General features: G+C 68.1%; 18 protein-coding genes and 1 pseudogene. 17 read left to right on the forward strand and 2 right to left on the reverse strand.

Annotated features, from left to right (window positions below):
- Positions 1-15: 15 nt before the first annotated feature.
- Entirely contained in the window at positions 16-888 is an 873-nt protein-coding gene (locus ASD38_RS09470) for an alpha/beta hydrolase (RefSeq protein ID WP_056459523.1), read from the reverse strand.
- Between the two features lie 57 nt (positions 889-945).
- Here ASD38_RS09470 and ASD38_RS09475 point away from each other — a divergent pair, with 57 nt between their 5' ends.
- Both ASD38_RS09475 and ASD38_RS09480 read left to right on the forward strand, forming a co-directional pair.
- Positions 946-2,112, forward strand: a complete 1,167-nt coding sequence (locus ASD38_RS09475; RefSeq protein WP_056459526.1) for a glycosyltransferase family 4 protein — start codon at positions 946-948, stop codon at positions 2,110-2,112.
- The gene (locus ASD38_RS09480; RefSeq protein WP_056442215.1) at positions 2,109-3,080 is read left to right on the forward strand and encodes a glycosyltransferase family 9 protein; all 972 of its coding nucleotides are present in this window, start codon (positions 2,109-2,111) and stop codon (positions 3,078-3,080) included. Before ASD38_RS09475 ends, ASD38_RS09480 begins: the two co-directional genes overlap by 4 nt.
- Positions 3,081-3,252: 172 nt before the next feature.
- Here ASD38_RS09480 and ASD38_RS09485 read toward each other — a convergent pair whose 3' ends face one another.
- The gene (locus ASD38_RS09485) at positions 3,253-3,864 is read right to left on the reverse strand and encodes a YitT family protein (RefSeq protein ID WP_056442219.1); all 612 of its coding nucleotides are present in this window, start codon (positions 3,862-3,864) and stop codon (positions 3,253-3,255) included.
- A gap of 272 nt (positions 3,865-4,136) precedes the next feature.
- Here ASD38_RS09485 and infC point away from each other — a divergent pair, with 272 nt between their 5' ends.
- From infC to ASD38_RS09550, 15 genes and pseudogenes are all read left to right on the forward strand, one after another.
- Complete coding sequence (gene infC, locus ASD38_RS09490; RefSeq protein WP_007672122.1) at positions 4,137-4,658, forward strand: translation initiation factor IF-3; 522 nt, start codon at positions 4,137-4,139, stop codon at positions 4,656-4,658.
- Positions 4,659-4,852: 194 nt separating this feature from the next.
- Positions 4,853-6,772 (forward strand): alpha/beta hydrolase family protein, encoded by a 1,920-nt coding sequence (locus ASD38_RS09495; RefSeq protein WP_056459529.1) that lies wholly within the window; start codon positions 4,853-4,855, stop codon positions 6,770-6,772.
- A gap of 58 nt (positions 6,773-6,830) precedes the next feature.
- Positions 6,831-8,786, forward strand: coding sequence for an alpha/beta hydrolase family protein (locus ASD38_RS09500; RefSeq protein WP_056459534.1), 1,956 nt, complete (start codon positions 6,831-6,833; stop codon positions 8,784-8,786).
- A 90-nt stretch (positions 8,787-8,876) separates the two neighbouring features.
- Complete coding sequence (locus ASD38_RS09505) at positions 8,877-10,127, forward strand: MFS transporter (protein WP_056459535.1); 1,251 nt, start codon at positions 8,877-8,879, stop codon at positions 10,125-10,127.
- A gap of 127 nt (positions 10,128-10,254) precedes the next feature.
- A complete protein-coding gene (gene rpmI / locus ASD38_RS09510) occupies positions 10,255-10,455 on the forward strand; it encodes a 50S ribosomal protein L35 (RefSeq protein WP_007672148.1) in 201 nt (66 codons plus the stop codon).
- Positions 10,456-10,468: 13 nt separating this feature from the next.
- Complete coding sequence (rplT, locus tag ASD38_RS09515; protein WP_012285248.1) at positions 10,469-10,828, forward strand: 50S ribosomal protein L20; 360 nt, start codon at positions 10,469-10,471, stop codon at positions 10,826-10,828.
- 153 nt (positions 10,829-10,981) lie between these two features.
- A pseudogene (locus ASD38_RS24560) lies at positions 10,982-11,053 on the forward strand (hypothetical protein); the annotation flags it as partial.
- A 57-nt stretch (positions 11,054-11,110) separates the two neighbouring features.
- Complete coding sequence (gene pheS / locus ASD38_RS09520) at positions 11,111-12,184, forward strand: phenylalanine--tRNA ligase subunit alpha (protein WP_056442230.1); 1,074 nt, start codon at positions 11,111-11,113, stop codon at positions 12,182-12,184.
- Positions 12,184-12,555 carry a hypothetical protein gene (locus tag ASD38_RS09525; RefSeq protein WP_056442233.1) on the forward strand — a complete coding sequence of 124 codons (372 nt, stop codon included), beginning with the start codon at positions 12,184-12,186 and terminating at the stop codon, positions 12,553-12,555. The genes pheS and ASD38_RS09525 overlap by 1 nt, the downstream gene beginning before the upstream one ends.
- A complete protein-coding gene (gene pheT / locus ASD38_RS09530; RefSeq protein ID WP_056459538.1) occupies positions 12,552-14,990 on the forward strand; it encodes a phenylalanine--tRNA ligase subunit beta in 2,439 nt (812 codons plus the stop codon). The genes ASD38_RS09525 and pheT overlap by 4 nt, the downstream gene beginning before the upstream one ends.
- Positions 14,991-15,276: 286 nt before the next feature.
- Positions 15,277-15,405, forward strand: a complete 129-nt coding sequence (locus ASD38_RS24565) for a hypothetical protein (protein WP_235523803.1) — start codon at positions 15,277-15,279, stop codon at positions 15,403-15,405.
- Between the two features lie 114 nt (positions 15,406-15,519).
- Positions 15,520-15,816: a hypothetical protein gene (locus ASD38_RS09535; RefSeq protein WP_035072771.1), complete on the forward strand. Its 297-nt coding sequence runs from the start codon at positions 15,520-15,522 to the stop codon at positions 15,814-15,816.
- Entirely contained in the window at positions 15,813-16,085 is a 273-nt protein-coding gene (locus ASD38_RS09540) for a hypothetical protein (protein WP_156390635.1), read from the forward strand. Before ASD38_RS09535 ends, ASD38_RS09540 begins: the two co-directional genes overlap by 4 nt.
- A gap of 62 nt (positions 16,086-16,147) precedes the next feature.
- A complete protein-coding gene (gene msrA / locus ASD38_RS09545; protein ID WP_056442498.1) occupies positions 16,148-16,756 on the forward strand; it encodes a peptide-methionine (S)-S-oxide reductase MsrA in 609 nt (202 codons plus the stop codon).
- A gap of 125 nt (positions 16,757-16,881) precedes the next feature.
- Entirely contained in the window at positions 16,882-17,412 is a 531-nt protein-coding gene (locus ASD38_RS09550; protein ID WP_056442501.1) for a TIGR00645 family protein, read from the forward strand.
- The last annotated feature ends 41 nt before the right edge of the window (positions 17,413-17,453 follow it).

Consider the following 17,453-nt stretch of genomic DNA (forward strand, 5'->3'; position numbering starts at 1 on the left):
GACAGAAAAGGCCAGTTATTCCTCCTCCGGCCCGATGTCGGCGGCCGCCCAGGCGGTGGCGGGGGCCTGCCCCGCCGCGCGCGCTCGCGCCGCCCGGGCCAGGCGGCGGGCCACCGGGTCGTCGTCGACCGGTTCGGCCAGCACCCGCGCCTCGGCCACCGCCGCGATCAGCCGCTCCAGGTCCTGAGGCCGCGACAGCCGGTGGTCGCCGTCCTTGATCAGGGTGAAGACCACGTCGCTCGAGGTCAGGCCGTTGGCCAGCTCCAGGGCATGGGTCCAGGGCACGTCGGGGTCGGCGCCGCCCTGCAGGACGCGCACCGGCATGTCGATCGGCACGGGCCCCGGCAGGATCGACCAGCGGGCGCCGTCCTCCAGCAGCTGGCGGGTGATCGGATAGCCGCCGTCGTCGTACTCGGACGGGCGGATCCAGCGGCCGTCGCGGGCGATCGCCGCCTTGTCGTCGGCCGACAGCTCGGGCTCCATCAGCTTCTCGGTGAAGTCCGGCGCGGGGGCGATCAGCACCATGGCCTTGACCCGGTCGGGACGCGCGATGGCCGCCAGGCAGGCCAGCCAGCCGCCCATCGACGAGCCGACCAACACCAGCGGCCCCTCGGTCAGCTCGTCGATCACCGCCAGGGCGTCCTCGCGCCAGCGGCTGATCGTGCCGTCGGCGAACTCGCCGTCCGACTCGCCGTGGCCGAAATAGTCGAACCGCAGGTAGCCGCCGCCGGTCGCCCGGGCCTGATCGGCCAGAACCTCAGCTTTGGTTCCGGTCATGTCCGAGTGGAAGCCGCCGAGCCATACAACCGTGGGCTGGGTTCCGTGGACGGCGCGATACGCCAACCGCAGATTGCCGCCACGAACGAGGTGCTGAAGGGAATCGGTCATGGCGCGGCCTTGTTCATTTCGATAACTACGACCCCTCAAACCTCGTTAGAGCAACGCGTGTCCATCCTTCCCGACGATTTCACGCTTCTGCAGGTGACCCCGGAACTTGAAACCGGCGGCGCCGAACAGACGACGATCGACGTGGCCCACGGCGTGATCGCCGAGGGCGGCAAGGCCCTGGTCGCCACCAAGGGCGGCCGCATGGCCGCGCGGTTGGAGGCCGACGGCGGGCGTCTGGCGCAGATGCCGGCCCAGTCGAAGAACCCGCTGATCATGCTGGGCAACGCCGCGCGGATGATCGACCTGATCCGTCGTGAGAAGGTGTCGCTGGTCCACGCCCGCTCGCGCGCCCCGGCCTTCAGCGCCCTGTGGGCGGCGCACGCCACCAAGACGCCCTTCGTGGCCACCTATCACGGCGTCTACAACGCCAAGTCCAGCCTCAAGCGCTGGTACAACGCGGTGATGACCAAGGGCGACCTGGTGATCGCCAATTCGGAATACACCCGCGCCCACGTGATCGCCGAGCACGGCATCCCGTCCGATCGCGTGGTGGCCATCCCGCGCGGCGTCGACCTGACCCGCTTCGAGCCCGGCCTGGTCTCGGCCGAACGGGTCAAGGCGCTGCGCGACGCCTGGGGCGTGTCGCCCGAGGACCGCCGGCTGAAGGTGCTGCTGGCCGGCCGCCTGACCCGCTGGAAGGGCCAGGCCCTGGTCATCGAGGCCGTGGCGCGGCTGAAGGCGATCTCGGACACCCGCATCCTGCTGCTGCTGGTCGGCGACGACCAGGGCCGCAAGGCCTATCGCGCCGAACTGGAGCACATGATCGCCCAGGCCGGGCTGCAGGACAGCGTCAAGCTGGTCGGCCACTGCGACGACATGCCGGCGGCCTATCTGGTCGCCGACCTCGCCATCGCCCCGTCGCTGGAGCCCGAGGCGTTCGGCCGGACAGCGGTCGAACCCCAGGTGATGGGCAAGCCGGTGATGGCCGCCGATCACGGCGCGGCGCGCGAGACCGTAGTCGACGGCGAGACCGGCTGGCTGGTCGCGCCGGGCGACCCCGAAGCCTGGGCCCAGGCCTTCGCCAACGCCTGCGAAACGGGGGCCGCGCGACGCCAGGCGATGGGCATGGCGGCCCGGGTGCGCGCCCGAAAATTGTATTCTGTTGACGCGATGGTCGAAGCAACGCTCAAGGTCTACGCACGCGTTCTGGAGACGAAAAGTTGAGCAAGGAAATCAAGAAGGTCCTGGTTATCAAGCTGGGCGCCCTTGGCGATTTCGTTCTGGCCCTGGCGGCGATGAAGAAGATCCGCGAAGCCCATCCGCGCGCCAAGATCACGCTGCTGACGACCCCGCCCTTCGAAGCCCTGGCCAAGCTGTCGCCCTACTTCAACAGCGTCGAAACCGACGGCCGTCCCAGCGACTTCGGCGACCTGACCGCCCTGCTCGGCCGGCTGCGCAAGGCCCGTTACGACCGGGTCTACGACCTGCAGACCAACAGCCGCACCAACTGGTACTTCCAGGCCCTGCGGCCGTTCGCGCCGCAATGGTCGGGCATCGCGGCGGGCTGCTCCCTGCCCCAGCGCGGCAAGGCCCGCGACCACATGCATACGCTGGAGCGGCAGGCCGACCAGCTCAAGCAGGCCGGCATCTGGCCCGACGCCCCCACCGAGCCCGGCGGCGCTCCGGCTCCGGACCTGTCGTGGATCCTGCGTCGCATCAAGGAGCCGCGCCCGGTGGCCGGCGCCGCTGCGCCGCGTCCCTATGTGCTGCTGGTGCCAGGCGGCTCGGCCCACCGGCCCGAGAAGCGCTGGCCGGTCGAAAGCTACGCGCAGCTCGCCGCCCTGCTGAAGGCGCGCGGGCTGGACATCGTCATCATCGGCGGACCGCAGGAAAGCGCCATGGCCCGCCAGATTCAGAAGGCCGTGGGCCAGGCCCGCGACCTGACCGGTCGCACCGACTTCGCCCAGCTGGCCCTGCTGGGCGCCAAGGCGGCCCTGACCGTCGGCAACGACACCGGTCCGACCCACCTGCTGGCCGCGGCCGGCGCGCCGACCATCGCCCTGTTCTCCGACGCCTCCAATCCCGAACTGTGCGGCCCGCGCGGCCACGTCGCCGTGATCCGCTCGCCGGACCTGAAGGCCCTGCCGGTCAGCACCGTGGCCAGCGCCGCGATCTCGCTGCTGCCGCGGTGAGTCAGAAGAGCTAGAAGAACCTTCCCTCCCCTTCATGGGGAGGGTGGCCCCCGAAGGGGGTCGGGTGGGGCTCGTTGAGCCGACACCCTGCACCGATCCCCCACCCGTCGGCTTCGCCGCCACCCTCCCCACAAGGGGGAGGGACGAGCATGAAGGTCGGCTCTCGCTCTGACTAATACCCCTCGTACCGCCCGGGCTTGTGGTTGGCGATGATCACCACGCTCAGCGCCACGGCCGACAGGATCGACAGCAGCAGCTTGTCCCAGCTGATCACGGCGAAGGCCGCCGCCACGATCAAGCAGTCGGACGCCATCTGCACCTTGCCGGCGCTGACCCCGCGCTTTTCGTAGAGCCACAGCGCCAGCACCCCGATCCCGCCGACGCTGGACTTGTGCCGGGCCAGGGCCAGGATGCCCATGCCGATGATCGTGCCGCCGAAGATCGCGGCGAAGACCGGGTCGACCGTGGTGATCCTCAGCCAGGCCGGCATGCCCAGGGCCAGGCCCGCCAGCAGCAGGTTGGTGACCAGGGTCTTGCCGGTGAACACCCAGCCCAGGGTGCGCTGGGCCAGCACGTAGAACGGGATGTTCAGCAGGAAGAACAACACCCCGACCGGCCAGTGGGTCAGATAGGAGACGATCAGAGCCACGCCGGCGACCCCGCCCGTCGACAGGCCGGCCGCCTTCAGCAGGGTCAGGCCCACGGCGATGAAGCTGGAGCCGATCAGCAGGGCGTGGACGTCCTCGATCGGGGTGTGGCGGGCGGGCGAAGTCGACGTGCTCATGGAGGCTTGAAACGGGTCACGATTGGAAATGAAGGCCGACCCGACCCCGGCGTTTCGCTCCCCCGATCCCTTCTCGGCGCGTCCGGCTCCTTAAAAGGCGAGCCTGTCGTGCGCATGCGCCTTGATAGCGCGGGACTCCTTCGTCATATATCACTTGCGAACGCGGCGTCCCCTGGACTCCGCGCGAACTCATTCAACGATACGCCCCCGGATCGATACGTCCGGTAGCAAAAGCCCTTTAACAATACCGGAGCCGCCCTATTCGCCGTCCTATGCAAACGCCGCCCGTCAAGGATGGTCCGCGTATAAACGATGACATCCGCGTCCCTCGCGTCCTGCTGATCGACCAAAATGGCGAGAAGCAAGGCGAGATGCCGATTTCCGCCGCCCTGGAAGCGGCCGAGGAAGCAGGCCTGGACCTGGTTGAGATCGTTCCGAACGCGAACCCTCCGGTCTGCAAGATCCTGGACTACGGCAAGTTCAAGTTCCAGGAGCAGAAGAAGAAGAACGAGGCTCGCAAGCGGCAGAAGATCGTCGAGCTCAAGGAAATCAAGCTGCGCCCCAACATCGACATTCACGACTACGACGTGAAGGCCAAGTCGATGACCCGGTTCTTCGAGGAAGGCGACAAGGTCAAGGTGACCCTGCGCTTCCGCGGCCGTGAAATGGCGCACCCGGAACTGGGCATGAAGCTGCTGCTGAAGGTCAAGGCCGACTTCGACGAGATCGCCAAGGTCGAGTACGAGCCGCGCATGGAAGGCCGCCAGATGATCATGATCCTGGCCCCGCGCTAAGGCGCCCAGCCAAGCTCCACGAAACGCCTCGGTCGCAAGGCCGGGGCGTTTTTCTTTGCTCTGCCCTGAGCGCCGCCGCAACCAGACGGGGAGAACAAGCTCGACAATACCGTCGGCCCTTTCTAGCTTGACCGTAGTTTGGGGGACTTCGCGTGTTGAAGAGCATCTTGGCCGTCGTGACGGCCGGTTTAGCCATGGCTGCGGCCGTTTGCGCCAGCTCCGGCTCGGCCTCGGCGGAAGTTCCGCCCCTTTCCGTCTATGGCGGCCTGCCCAATCTGGAGGAGGTCGAGATCTCTCCGGACGGCGGCAAGCTGGCCATCATCGTCACCAACGGCGAGGAGCGCTCGGTGATGGTCCGTGACGCGGCCGAGGGCGGGAAGGTCATCACGGTCCTGCGGGTGGGCCAGACCAAGCTGCGCGACATCAAGTGGGCGGGATCGGACCACCTGCTGGTCACCGCCTCGGCCACGACCATGGTCTTCGCCCTTTCAGGACCCAAGCGCGAATACTGGAAGACTTTCGACTACGACATCGTCACCAAGAAGCAGACCTTCCTGATGAAGGACGCGCCGGGCACGATGAATGTCGTTCTCACGCCGCCCACGGTCCGCTTCATCGACGGAACGCCCCACGCCTTCGTCGAGGGCGTGTACTTCGTCGACCGAATGGGACGAAACACCCTCTATCGGATCAACCTCAAGACCGGCGCGACCAAGATGGCCAGCGCCTCGGGACTGGAGGGCACCGATAGTTGGCTGGTGTCGCCGGAAGGTGAACCCCTGGCGCAATCGGTCTACGACGAAGAAAAGGGCGCCTGGAGCCTGATGCTGAAGTCCGGGGGAACCTGGAGCACGGTCGAAAAGAGCGCCTCGCGCACCGGTTCGCTGGGCTTGGAGGGCCTCGGCCGCGACGGTCATTCGGCGCTCGTGTGGATGCGCGACCCCAAGGACGAAGACAAGCTCGTGCTGCGCGAGTTCTCGCCGCAGGGCGGTTCGACCGAGGTTCCCCAGGGCGGGGCCTTCGACCAGCTGGTGCATGCGCCCGGCGACGGCGCCCTGCTGGGCGGCTACGCCCTGGTCGGCGACGAGCGGCGCTATACGTTCTTCGACCCGAAGGACCAGGCGAACTGGGACGCCTTGCGGGCGACGATCCCGGACGAACAGCCCATCCTGGCCTCCTGGTCGGACGACCGGCGCAAGATCGTGGTGTTCGTCGACTCCGCCGCCCTGGGCCCGGCCTACGCCCTGTACGACGCCGACGCCGGGACCCTGCGGTGGCTGGGCGGGACCTATGTCGGCCTGACCCTGGACGGCATCTCCGAGGTGCAGTCGATCAAGTACAAGGCCGCCGACGGCCTGGTGATCTCCGGCTACCTGACCCTGCCCAAGGATCGCGAGGCCAAGAACTTGCCGCTGGTGGTGCTGCCTCACGGCGGCCCCATGGTGCGCGACACCCTGGGCTTCGACTGGTGGAGCCAGGCCCTGGCCTCGCGCGGCTACGCGGTGCTGCAGCCCAACTTCCGCGGTTCGGACGGCTTTGGTCCGGATTTCATCCGGGCGGGCTACGGCCAATGGGGCAAGGCCATGCAGACCGACCTCTCGGCCGGCGTTCGCGGCCTGGCCAGGGGCGGGATCATCGATCCCAAGCGGGTCTGCATCGTCGGCGCCAGCTACGGCGGCTACGCGGCCCTGGCCGGCGCGACCCTGGATCAAGGCGTCTATCGTTGCGCCGCCTCGGTGGCCGGCCCGTCCGACCTGCCGCGCATGCTGATCGACAACAACCACCTCCAGGACTCCACCAACAACTCGACCCTTCGTTACTGGCTGCGGTTCATGGGCGCCGACGGCGTCAAGGACCCCGACCTGGCCGCCATCTCTCCGGCCCGATTGGCCGACAAGGTCGCGATCCCGGTGCTGCTGATCCACGGCAAGGACGACACCGTCGTCCCCTACGTCCAGAGCACGCTGATGGCCGACGCCCTGAAGAAGGCCGGCAAGCCCGTCGAGCTGGTCACCCTGACCGGCGAGGACCACTGGCTGTCGCGCGGCGCCACCCGTCAGCAGATGCTGAACGCGGTGGTCGGCTTCCTCGAGAAGAACAACCCGCCGAACTGACCACCTCACTCCACCTCCTATCCATGACGCAGAGCGCGTCCACGGAGCCCACTCGACTATGAAGAAACTGTTCGCCGCCGCCGCCATGGCCCTGGCCCTCGGAGGCCTGGCGGCCTCGCCCGTTCAGGCCGCCGCGCCGTTGGAGGCCTACGGCCGCCTGCCCTCGATGGAAAGCGTCTCGATCTCGCCCGACGGGACGATGATCGCCTTCATCGTGACGGCCGACACCGGCAACGATCGCTACATCGTGGTCCAGCCCCTGGGCGGCGAACCGATCCAGACGGCCAGCATCGGCTTCCGCAAGGTGCGCTACATCAAATGGGCCGGGAACGATCACGTCATCATCGTCACCACGACCACCGACGTGGTGCCCGGCGTCTTCTACGCGGGCGAAATGCGCCAGGGCGCCAGCCTCAACGTGCGCAACGGCAAGATGACCCGCCTGCCCGAGCGCTCGGCGGAATCGATCGTCAACGTGCTGATGGGCCAAGTTCAGCCCGGCATGATCGGCGGCAAGCCCTCGGTGTTGACCGCCCTCTTCGTCGCCGACGGCAAGAGCATCCACACCGCCAACGACCGCCTGGACCTCTATTCCATCGACCTGGACAGCGGCATCGCTCGCCGCCAGCAGATGGGCGACACCAGCACTCGCGGTTATCTGGCCCGCAACGACGGCACGCCGCTGGCCAAGGTCAGCCTTCGCCAGCGCGAAACGGTCAGCCAATGGACCTTGTCGCTGCGCAAGGGCTCGGCCTGGCAGGACGTCTATCAGTTCAACGGGCCGGTCGACACGCCGGACCTGTTCGGCATCACCCGCGACGGGACCAAGCTGGTGGTCGACAGCTATGACGAGGAAGAAGGGTGGCGGCTGACCTATCTCGATATCGCGACCGGCAAGCTCGGCGACCATATCGGCTCGGGCGGGTCCGTCGAGGTGCTGACCGACAACGACGCCGTCGTCCTCGGCTACCAGTCGCAGGACAGCTTCGTTGAATACGATTTCACCGAACCGGCGCTCAAGGCCGCCTGGCCGATGGTCAAGAGCGTGTTCAAGGGCAAGCAGGTGACCCTGTCGTCCTGGACGCCCGATTTCGGCAAGCTGGTCGTCTATGTCGACGCCGGCTCGGAATCCGGGGCCTTCTACCTGGTCGATCTCACGGCGAAGAAGGTCAACCCGCTGGGCCGCGCCTATCCCAAGCTGGCCGCCGCCGATGTCGGCGAGGTGCGGGCCGTCAAGTACAAGGCCGCCGACGGCCTGGAGATCTCGGGCTACCTGACCCTGCCGCCCGGCAAGTCCAACGCCAAGGGCCTGCCCCTGATCGTGCTGCCGCACGGCGGCCCCCAGGTCCGCGACGGCGCGGGTTTTGACTGGTGGTCGCAATCGCTGGCCTCGCGCGGCTATGCGGTGCTGCAGCCGAACTACCGCGGCTCGGCCGGTTTCGGCCAAGCCTTCGTCGGCGCGGCCTATGGCGAATGGGGCCGCAAGATGCAGACGGATCTGTCGGACGGCGTGAGCTATCTGGCCGCCCAGGGAACGATCGACCCCAAGCGAGTCTGCATCGTGGGCGCCAGCTACGGCGGCTACGCGGCCCTGGCGGGCGTGACCCTGCAGAAGGACGTCTATCGCTGCGCCGTCTCGGTGGCCGGGATCAGCGACGTGAGCGACTTCCTGCAATGGCGGGTCAACCAGGGCGGCTCCAAGTCGCTGACGGTGCGCTACTGGACTCGGTTCCTGGACATCGAGGCCTATAACGATCCCAAACTGGCGACCATCTCGCCCGCCAAGCTGGCCGCCAAGGCCAGCGCGCCGATCCTGCTGATCCATGGCCAGGACGACACGACCGTGCCGTACAGCCAGAGCACCGGCATGACCAAGGCGCTGCAGGCCGCCGGCAAGCCCGTCGAGTTCGTCGCCCTGCGCGGCGAGGACCACTTCCTTTCCAGCGCCGACACGCGGCTGGAAATGCTGACCTCGGCCGTCACCTTCCTCGAGAAGAACAACCCGCCGAACTGACGGGCGACGTCGCTCCCATCGGCGGCCGCTGTCTGAAATTTCAGATAGCGGTCGCCAGGGCCTGCGATCCGGCGTAAACCGCGCGCCCTGATGAGCACGCTTTCCACGCCCGACACGCCGACGACCCTGAAGACGCCGGACACCAGTCCGCGCGCGCTCTATGTCCTGCTGCTGGTGGTGTTCATCAACCTGGTGGGTTTCGGGCTTGTCATCCCGCTGCTGCCCTTCTACGCCAAGTCGCTGAACGCCAGCCCCTGGCAGGTGACGGCGCTGTTCTCGGCCTATTCGCTGGGCCAGTTTCTGGCCGAGCCGTTCTGGGGACGGCTGTCGGACCGCATCGGCCGGCGGCCGGTGCTGATCGTCACGATCCTGGCCAACACCCTGTCCTACGTGGCCCTGGCCTTCGCGCCGAACATCGCCTGGGCCTTCGCCATCCGCCTGTTCAGCGGCTGCGCCACCGGCAACATCTCGACGATCCAGGGCTACATGGCCGACGTCACACCGCCGGAGAAGCGCGCGGGCCGCATGGGCCTGCTGGGCGCGGCGTTCGGCATGGGCTTCGTGGTCGGCCCCACCCTCGGCGGACTGCTGCCGGGCGTGGCCAAGTTTTTCGGCCATTCCGACACCGGCCGCCTGGCCTTCCAGATCCCGCTGCTGACCGCCGCGGTCCTGGCGGCGATCGCCTCGCTGGGCGTCTTCCTGTTCGTGGTCGAGAGCCGGGCGCCCAGCCACAAGGACGCCCCCGTGACGCGCCGGCGCGACCATCTGGCCGCCGCCGCCGCCCACCCGGTGCTGTCGCGCGTGCTGCTGGTCACCCTGATCTCGACCGCCGCCTTCGCGGGCATGGAGGCGATCTTCGGCTTGTGGACCCAGGCCCGGTTCGACTGGGGTCCGCGCCAGGTGGGGCTGTGCTTCGCGGTGATCGGCATCATCGCCTCGGTGGGCCAGGGCCTGATCACCGGCCGGCTGGCCCGGCGGTTCGGCGAGGCCAAGGTGCTGACCGCCGGCCTGACGATCATCGCCTTCAGCCTGGCCCTGACGCCCTTCGTCCCGACCAGCGCCTTCGTGCCGGTGGCCGTGGGCTGCACCGCGTTCGGCCAGTCGCTGGTCTTCCCGTGCATCGCGGCCCTGATCTCGCGCGCCACCCCGCCCGACAAGCAGGGCGCCATGCTGGGCCTGAACATGGCCGCCGGCTCGCTGGCCCGCATGGGCGGACCGATGCTGGCCGGTCCGCTGTTCGGCCTGGCGATCGGCGGTCCCTACTGGCTGGGGGCGGTGTTGATGCTGCCGGCGGTCGCCTTCGCCCTGACGATCGAAAGCCGGGTCAAGGCCGCCGCGTAAGGCGCTTGCGTTCCGCGCCCCTTTCCCGTACTAACCCCGCCTTTCCGGAACCGCCTGGCCAATTGGCATGCCATGGCGGTTCGTCATGCTATCTAGAGGACGGGGCGGTTAAGCGCTCCGACGCGAAATGCCTAAGTTGAAGACCAAGTCGGGCGCCAAGAAGCGCTTCAAGATCACGGCCACGGGCCTGCTGAAAGCCGGCGTCGCCGGCAAGCGTCACCGTCTGATCGGCCACAACGGCAAGTACATCCGCCAAAACCGCGGCACGAAGGTCATGAGCGAATCCGACGCCAAGACCATCCGTTCGTACCTGCCCTACGGCCTTTAAGGAGCGCTGACACATGGCTCGCGTTAAACGTGGCGTCACCGCCCACGCCAAGCACAAGAAGGTTCTTGAACAGGCGAAGGGCTTCTACGGCCGCCGCAAGAACACCATCCGCACCGCCAAGGCCGCCGTCGACAAGGCCGGCCAGTACGCGTACCGCGACCGCAAGGTGCGCAAGCGCGCCTTCCGTTCGCTGTGGATCCAACGCATCAACGCCGGCGCTCGCGTCGAGGGCTTCACCTACTCGCAGTTTATCCACGGCCTGGACGTGGCGGGTATCGTGATCGACCGCAAGGTCCTCTCGGACATCGCGGGTCAAGACCCGGTCGCGTTCAAGGCCATCGCTGACAAGGTCCGCGCCGCCCTGGCCGCTTAAGGTCTTTTCGGGTTCGTCCCGATTGCGATCTGAAGAGCCCTCCGGTGCGAGCCGGAGGGCTTTTTGCTGCCTGGCCTTCTTCTCCTCACCCGTGAAACGGGGGAGGTGGCGCGATGCGCAGCATCGTGACGGAGGGGGCGCTCGGCCGCCGCAGGGACGCCCCCTCCGTCACGTCGCGTATCCGCGACGCGCCACCTCCCCCGCGATGCGGGTGAGGAGAAGGGGTTCCGCCCCAAGTATCGGTTCAACCTCCGCCCCAAATCCTCTAGACGGAACCCCGTCATGACCGATCTCACCACTCTCGAAGCCGACGTGCTGGCGCAAGTCGCCGCCGCCGGCGATCTCGCCGCCCTCGACGCCGTGCGCGTCTCCGCCCTGGGCAAGACCGGCTCGATCTCGGGCCTGCTCAAGACGTTGGGCGCCATGAGCCCCGACGAGCGCAAGGAGCGCGGCGCGGCGATCAACGTCCTGCGCGACCGCGTGCAGAGCGCGCTGAACGACAAGAAGGCCGCGCTGGAAGCCGCCGCCCTCGACGCGCGCCTGGCCAGCGAGACCCTGGACCTGACCCTGCCCGCCCCGCACCGCCGTCGCGGCAGCGTCCATCCCACCATGCAGACCATGGACGAGATGATCGCCATCTTCGCCGAGATGGGCTTCGCCGTGGCCGAGGGTCCGGACATCGAGGACGACTTCCACAACTTCACGGCCCTGAACTTCCCCGAGAAGCACCCGGCCCGCGAGATGCACGACACCTTCTTCTTCAATCCGAAGGAGTCCGGCGAGCGCATGCTGCTGCGCACCCACACCAGCCCCGTGCAGGTGCGGACCATGGTCTCGCAGAAGCCGCCGATCCGGATCATCGCCCCGGGCCGCACCTATCGCTGCGACAGCGACGCCACCCACACGCCGATGTTCCACCAGGTCGAGGGTCTGGTGATCGACAAGGGCATCCACATGGGCCACCTGAAGTGGACCCTGGAGACCTTCATCGCCCGGTTCTTCGAGACAGACGCGGTGACGACGCAGTTCCGGCCGCACCACTTCCCGTTCACCGAGCCGTCGGCCGAGATGGACGTGCAGTGCGATCGCTCGGGCGGCGAGATCAAGATCGGCCAGGGGACCAGCTGGCTCGAGATCCTGGGCTGCGGGATGGTTCACCCCAACGTCCTGCGCGCCTGCGGCATCGATCCGGACGAGTACCAGGGCTTCGCGTTCGGCATGGGCGTCGACCGGCTGGGGATGCTGAAATACGGCATGCCTGACCTGCGCGACATGTTCAGCTCGGACGGCCGCTGGCTGGACCACTACGGCTTCAGCGCCTTCGCCGCGCCGAACGCCGCTTCGGGACTGAGCTGATGGACGCGGCCGCGCACATCGATCTGACGGCCACCGTGTTCGAGGGCGTGGAGATTTCGCTCTACGACCTGGCGCGCGCCTGCATGGCCGAGGGCAAGACCTCGATCTCGGACCGCACCTTCCGCAAGTGCCTGATAACCGGCCCCGCGGTTGTGCTGGTGTTGGACAACGTCGAGTTCAAGAACACCAACTTCGGAAGCCACGGCAGCGACATCCGCGCCATCGTCCTGCGCCCCGCCAGCCCCAATCAGGTTGTCGGCGCCATCCCTGTCACTCATTGCACCTTCGACGGCTGCCAGTTCCTTGGCCTGGGTTTCACCGGCTCGGACCTGTTCCTCGATCAGCTGTTGAAGTTGGAAACCAAGGCATGAAGTTCACCCTTTCCTGGCTCAAGGACCACCTTGAGACCACCGCCTCGGCCACCGAAGTCGTCGCCGCCATGACCATGGCCGGCCTTGAGGTCGAGCACGTCACCGATCCCGCCTCGAAGCTGGCCGCCTTCACGGTCGCCAAGATCGTCGAGGCCGTGCAGCACCCCAACGCCGACCGTCTGCGGGTCTGCCAGGTCGACACCGTCGACGGCCGCAAGGAGATCGTCTGCGGCGCGCCCAACGCCCGTCCGGGCCTGACCACGGTCTACGCCCCGATCGGCGCCTATGTGCCCGGCCTGGGCGTGACCCTGGTCGAGAAGCCGGTGCGCGGCGTGGTGTCCAACGGCATGCTGTGCTCGGGCTCCGAGCTGGAGGCCGACGACGGCTCCGAGGGCATCCTGGAGCTGCCCGACGACCTGGCCGTCGGGACGCCCGCTTCGCAGGCCCTGGGCATGGAAGCCGTCATCGACTTCGAGGTCACTCCCAACCGCCCCGACTGGCTGGGCGTGGCCGGCATCGCCCGCGATCTGGCCGCGGCCGGCGTCGGGACGCTGAAGGACCTGTCGATCACCCCCGTGCCGGGGACCTTCCCCTGCCCGATCAGCCTCAAGGTCGACGGCGACGCCTGCCCGGTGTTCAGCGGCCGGCTGATCAAGGGCGTCAAGAACGGCCCCTCGCCCAAGTGGCTGGCGGACCGGCTGAAGGCCATCGGCCTGCGTCCGATCAACACCCTGGTCGACATCACCAACCTGATCACCTACGACCGCGCCCGCCCGCTGCACGTCTATGACGCGGCCAAGCTGGTCGGGACGGTGATCGAGGCGCGCCTGGGCCATCACGGCGTCAACGGCGACGAGCACCTGATCGCGCTGGACGGCAAGACCTACGACCTGACCCCGGAAATGTCGGTGATCTCCGACGCCGCCGGCGAGCGGCCGATCGGCATCGGCGGCGTCATGGGCGGCGAGAGCACCGGCTGCTCGGACGACACCGTCGACGTCTTCGTGGAAAGCGCCTGGTTCGACCCGATTCGCACCGCCCAGACCGGCCGCGCGACCGGCATCAACAGCGACGCCCAGTACCGGTTCGCCCGCACGGTCGACACCGGCTCGCTGGTGCCTGGCCTGGAGCTGGCGACCAAGCTGATCCTTGAGCTGTGCGGCGGCGAGGCCTCGGACATCGTGGTGGCAGGGCAGGCTCCGGCCGCGCCGGGCCCGATCCTGTTCGACCCGGCCTATGTCGAGGCCCTGTCGGGCCTGGCCATCGAACCCGAGCGCACGCTGAAGATCCTGACGGACCTGGGCTTCACGATCGCCCCGCCGACCGACGTCTCGACCGCCGAGTTCGCCACCCACGCCGAGAGCCTGGTCTGCGTCACCCCGCCGACTTTCCGCCGCGACGTGCAGGGCAAGGCCGACCTGGTGGAGGAAGTGGCCCGCATCGCCGGCTACGCCGCCCTGCCCTCCACCCCGCTGCCGGAAGCCGCGCGCGCGGTCGGCGGCGTGCTGACCGCCCGCCAGGCCCGGGCCCGCATCGCCCGCCGCGCCCTGGCGGCGGCCGGCTACAACGAGGCGGTGACCTGGAGCTTCACCAGCCAGAAGATCGCGGCGCTGTTCGGCGGCGGCGCGGCGGAACTGGTGCTGGCCAATCCGATCGCCTCGGAACTGGACTGCATGCGCCCGTCGATCCTGCCCAACCTGATCGAGGCGGCCGGACGCAACGCTCGCCAGGGCTTCGCGGACGCCGCCCTGTTCGAGGTGGGCCCGGTGTTCTTCGGCGACCGTCCGCAGGACCAGAAGACCACCATCGCCGCCATCCTGGCCCCCCGGGCCCCGCGCGGCTGGGACAAGGCGGACGCGGAAGACGTGTTCACCGTCAAGGCCGACCTGATGGCCCTGCTGGAGGAGATCGGGGCGCCGGTCGCTTCGCTGCAGACCGCCCAGGGCTCGGCCTCGTCCTGGTGGCACCCGGGCCGCTCGGCGCGCCTGCAGCTGGGTCCCAAGGCGGTCCTGGCCGAGTTCGGCGAGCTGCATCCGGTGGTGCTGAAGGCCCTGGACGTGGCCGGCCCGGTCTATGGCTTCGAGATCACCCTGGAAGCCGTGCCCGAGCCGAAGAAGAAGTCGGTCAAGACCAAGCCGGCCTTCACGCCCTCGCCGCTGATGCCCCTGACCCGCGACTTCGCCTTCGTGGCCGACAAGGCCAAGGCGGCGGGCGACCTGGTCAAGGCCGCGGCCGGCGCCGACAAGGCGCTGATCGACGCGGTGCGGGTGTTCGACGTCTACGAGGGCCCCGGCGTGCCGGAAGGCTCCAAGTCGGTCGCCCTCGAGGTCGTCGTCCAGCCGCGCGACAAGACCCTGACCGAGGCCGAGATCGAGGCCCTGTCGGCCAGGATCGTCGCGGCGGTCGAGAAGGCGGGCGGGAAGCTGCGGGGCTGAGGCTCACGCACTTGCCCCCACCTGACCGCTTCGCGGTCTGTCCGCCCCCATAGGGGGCGGAGGACGCGCGTTGCGCCGGCGGCTCCTCTTCCCCCTCTGGGGGAAGACGGTCGCGAAGCGACCCGTAGGGGGCAGGTGCTAGCCGCCTGAGCGCGAACGCACATTTCTTGCGCACCACGCCCCAATCACCGCCCAAGCACGGCAAGACCTTGCGCCGGGCCCAAGCCCACGCTAACTGTGTAATCGCACACGGAGTTTCCGCGCCATCATGCTTACGCAGCTGGCCATGAACGTTCTGATCGCGACCGGCCTCACCGCCGGCGTCGCGATCGCGTGCGCGCGCACCATTATGATGCAGGCCAAGATTAAAACCGTTCGTGTGCGAACGGGGCAGCACAGGCGCGCGGTCGACTAGACGACCACCACAGCCGAAGATCGCAAGATCCGCAAAGCCCCGCTTCCCACAAGGAGCGGGGTTTTTGCTGTGCGGTCGTCGGTCCTTCCACAAACCCAAAGGACCTTGAAACCCATGAGCTACCTGCCTTCCCCACCCGCCTTCAATTCCGACCACGAAGGCGTCACCGTCCACCAGCTGCTGTTGGCCGCCCAGGACGCGCCCTCGGCGCTGGAAGCCGTCCGCCAGGGCCTGGCCGACAGCGGGGCCGAGCTGTGCGCCCTGTCGATGAAGCCGGTCGGCCAGATCGTCGAGGGGTCCTTGCGCGTCCGTCACCTCAGCGACCAGGCCGCCCGACTGTTGGCCCGCGACCTGGCCGCCTGGCCGGGCGTCACCTCGGCCAGCGTCGAGCATCAGTGGGTGCGGCCGTGAGCGCGCTCAAATCCTCCAAGGACGGAGAAGACGACAAACGCCGGCTGTTCCTGGTGATCGCCGACGACACGCCCGACGCCCTGATGCGGGTGTTGGGCGTGGCCAACGTCCAGCAGACCCGTCTGCGCGCCTTGAGCGCCCAGCCGGACGGCGCGGGCCTTTCCATCCGCCTGGAGCTGGACGATCAAGGCGACGAGCGGGCCCAGATCCTGGCCGCCCGCCTGTCGGCCTGTCCGTCGGTGCGCGGCGTCGGCTTCGGCTGGCGATAGGGTGTAACCTTTCGCCCGCCTGATCCGTATCTAGAGGCACGTCCTCCCGGAGCCGCCCGATGATCCGCCGCCTGCCCGTTCTGATCGCCGTCCTGATCGCCAGTTTCGCCGCCATCGTGCTGCCCGCCGACGTCCTGGCCGCGTCGAAGCCCGCCCCGCCGCAGACCGCCGTGTTCGCCGGCGGCTGCTTCTGGTGCATGGAGAACGACATGCGCGGCATTCCCGGCGTGCTGAAGGTCGAGAGCGGCTACACCGGCGGCCACGTCGACAAGCCCAGCTATCGCGACGTGACCAGCGAGACCTCGGGCCACTACGAGTCGGTGCGCGTCACCTACGACCCGGCCAAGATCGACTACGGCTTCCTGCTCTACAAATACTGGAAGCTGGTCGACCCCACCGACGACGGCGGCCAGTTCTGCGACCGCGGCCCGTCCTATCGTCCGGCGGTGTTCGTCACCCCGGCCCAGCGCCCGATCGCCGAAAAGTCCCGCGCCGAGGCCGCCAAGCGCCTGAAGACCGGCGTGATGAAGGCCCAGATCCTGGACCTGAAGACCTTCTGGCCGGCCGAGGCTTATCACCGCGACTACGCCAAGAACCACGCGATCGAGTACCACGCCTACCGCATGGGCTGCGGCCGCGACCTGCGGCTGAAGCAGGTCTGGGGCGGTTAGGGCCGACGAACTAAGGCGCCGCCCGCTTCGAAACCGGCTTTTCCCTGATTGGCGCCTGAGGAAGATCAGCATCGACTGCGGTGACGTTCGCTTCCGGCGAACCCGCTGGAGCGCGCGCCATGCCCATGAACAAGCCGTTCGCCGAGCGCTGGCTGGAACGGAGCCTGTTCGCCTCCCGTTGGCTGCTGGCCCCGATCTATCTGGGCCTGGTGGTCGTGCTGGGCGCGATGATCCTGGTGTTCTTCCAGGAGCTGATGCACGAGCTGCCGATCATCCTGACCTCCAAGCCGGAGTTCGCGATCATCCTGGCGCTGTCGCTGATCGACCTGTCGCTGACCGGCAACCTGCTGGTGATCGTCATCCTGGCCGGCTACGAGAACTTCGTGTCGCGGATCGACACCGCCTCCCATGCCGAGCGGCCTCATTGGATGGGATCGGTCGACTATTCGGGCATGAAGATGAAGCTGATCGCCTCGGTCGCGGCCATCTCGGCGGTTTCGCTGCTCAAGGCGGTCCTGAAGATGAGCGAGGATCCGGACATTCCGTTTGACCAGCCCCGGCTGGCCTGGCTGATGGGCATACACCTGACGTTCGTGTTCTCCGGCCTGCTGATGGCGGTCATGGACTGGGTCGCCGGCAAGATCACCAAGCACTGAACCTTCGGCGCCCGCGGGCCGTTGTGCTGCCCTAAGCGGCG

It is taken from the genome of Caulobacter sp. Root487D2Y (assembly GCF_001427165.1).
In the GTDB taxonomy this organism is placed as follows: domain Bacteria; phylum Pseudomonadota; class Alphaproteobacteria; order Caulobacterales; family Caulobacteraceae; genus Caulobacter.

Excerpts from the sequence above, each read along its gene's own strand:
- ASD38_RS09470 (WP_056459523.1), bottom strand. The coding sequence starts at position 888 with ATGACCGATTCCCTTCAGCACCTCGTTCGTGGCGGCAATCTGCGGTTG.
- ASD38_RS09485 (WP_056442219.1), bottom strand. The coding sequence starts at position 3,864 with ATGAGCACGTCGACTTCGCCCGCCCGCCACACCCCGATCGAGGACGTC.
- infC (WP_007672122.1), top strand. The coding sequence starts at position 4,137 with ATGCAAACGCCGCCCGTCAAGGATGGTCCGCGTATAAACGATGACATC.
- ASD38_RS09495 (WP_056459529.1), top strand. The coding sequence starts at position 4,853 with ATGGCTGCGGCCGTTTGCGCCAGCTCCGGCTCGGCCTCGGCGGAAGTT.
- ASD38_RS09500 (WP_056459534.1), top strand. The coding sequence starts at position 6,831 with ATGAAGAAACTGTTCGCCGCCGCCGCCATGGCCCTGGCCCTCGGAGGC.
- ASD38_RS09505 (WP_056459535.1), top strand. The coding sequence starts at position 8,877 with ATGAGCACGCTTTCCACGCCCGACACGCCGACGACCCTGAAGACGCCG.
- rpmI (WP_007672148.1), top strand. The coding sequence starts at position 10,255 with ATGCCTAAGTTGAAGACCAAGTCGGGCGCCAAGAAGCGCTTCAAGATC.
- rplT (WP_012285248.1), top strand. The coding sequence starts at position 10,469 with ATGGCTCGCGTTAAACGTGGCGTCACCGCCCACGCCAAGCACAAGAAG.
- pheS (WP_056442230.1), top strand. The coding sequence starts at position 11,111 with ATGACCGATCTCACCACTCTCGAAGCCGACGTGCTGGCGCAAGTCGCC.
- ASD38_RS09525 (WP_056442233.1), top strand. The coding sequence starts at position 12,184 with ATGGACGCGGCCGCGCACATCGATCTGACGGCCACCGTGTTCGAGGGC.
- pheT (WP_056459538.1), top strand. The coding sequence starts at position 12,552 with ATGAAGTTCACCCTTTCCTGGCTCAAGGACCACCTTGAGACCACCGCC.
- ASD38_RS24565 (WP_235523803.1), top strand. The coding sequence starts at position 15,277 with ATGAACGTTCTGATCGCGACCGGCCTCACCGCCGGCGTCGCGATCGCG.
- ASD38_RS09535 (WP_035072771.1), top strand. The coding sequence starts at position 15,520 with ATGAGCTACCTGCCTTCCCCACCCGCCTTCAATTCCGACCACGAAGGC.
- ASD38_RS09550 (WP_056442501.1), top strand. The coding sequence starts at position 16,882 with ATGAACAAGCCGTTCGCCGAGCGCTGGCTGGAACGGAGCCTGTTCGCC.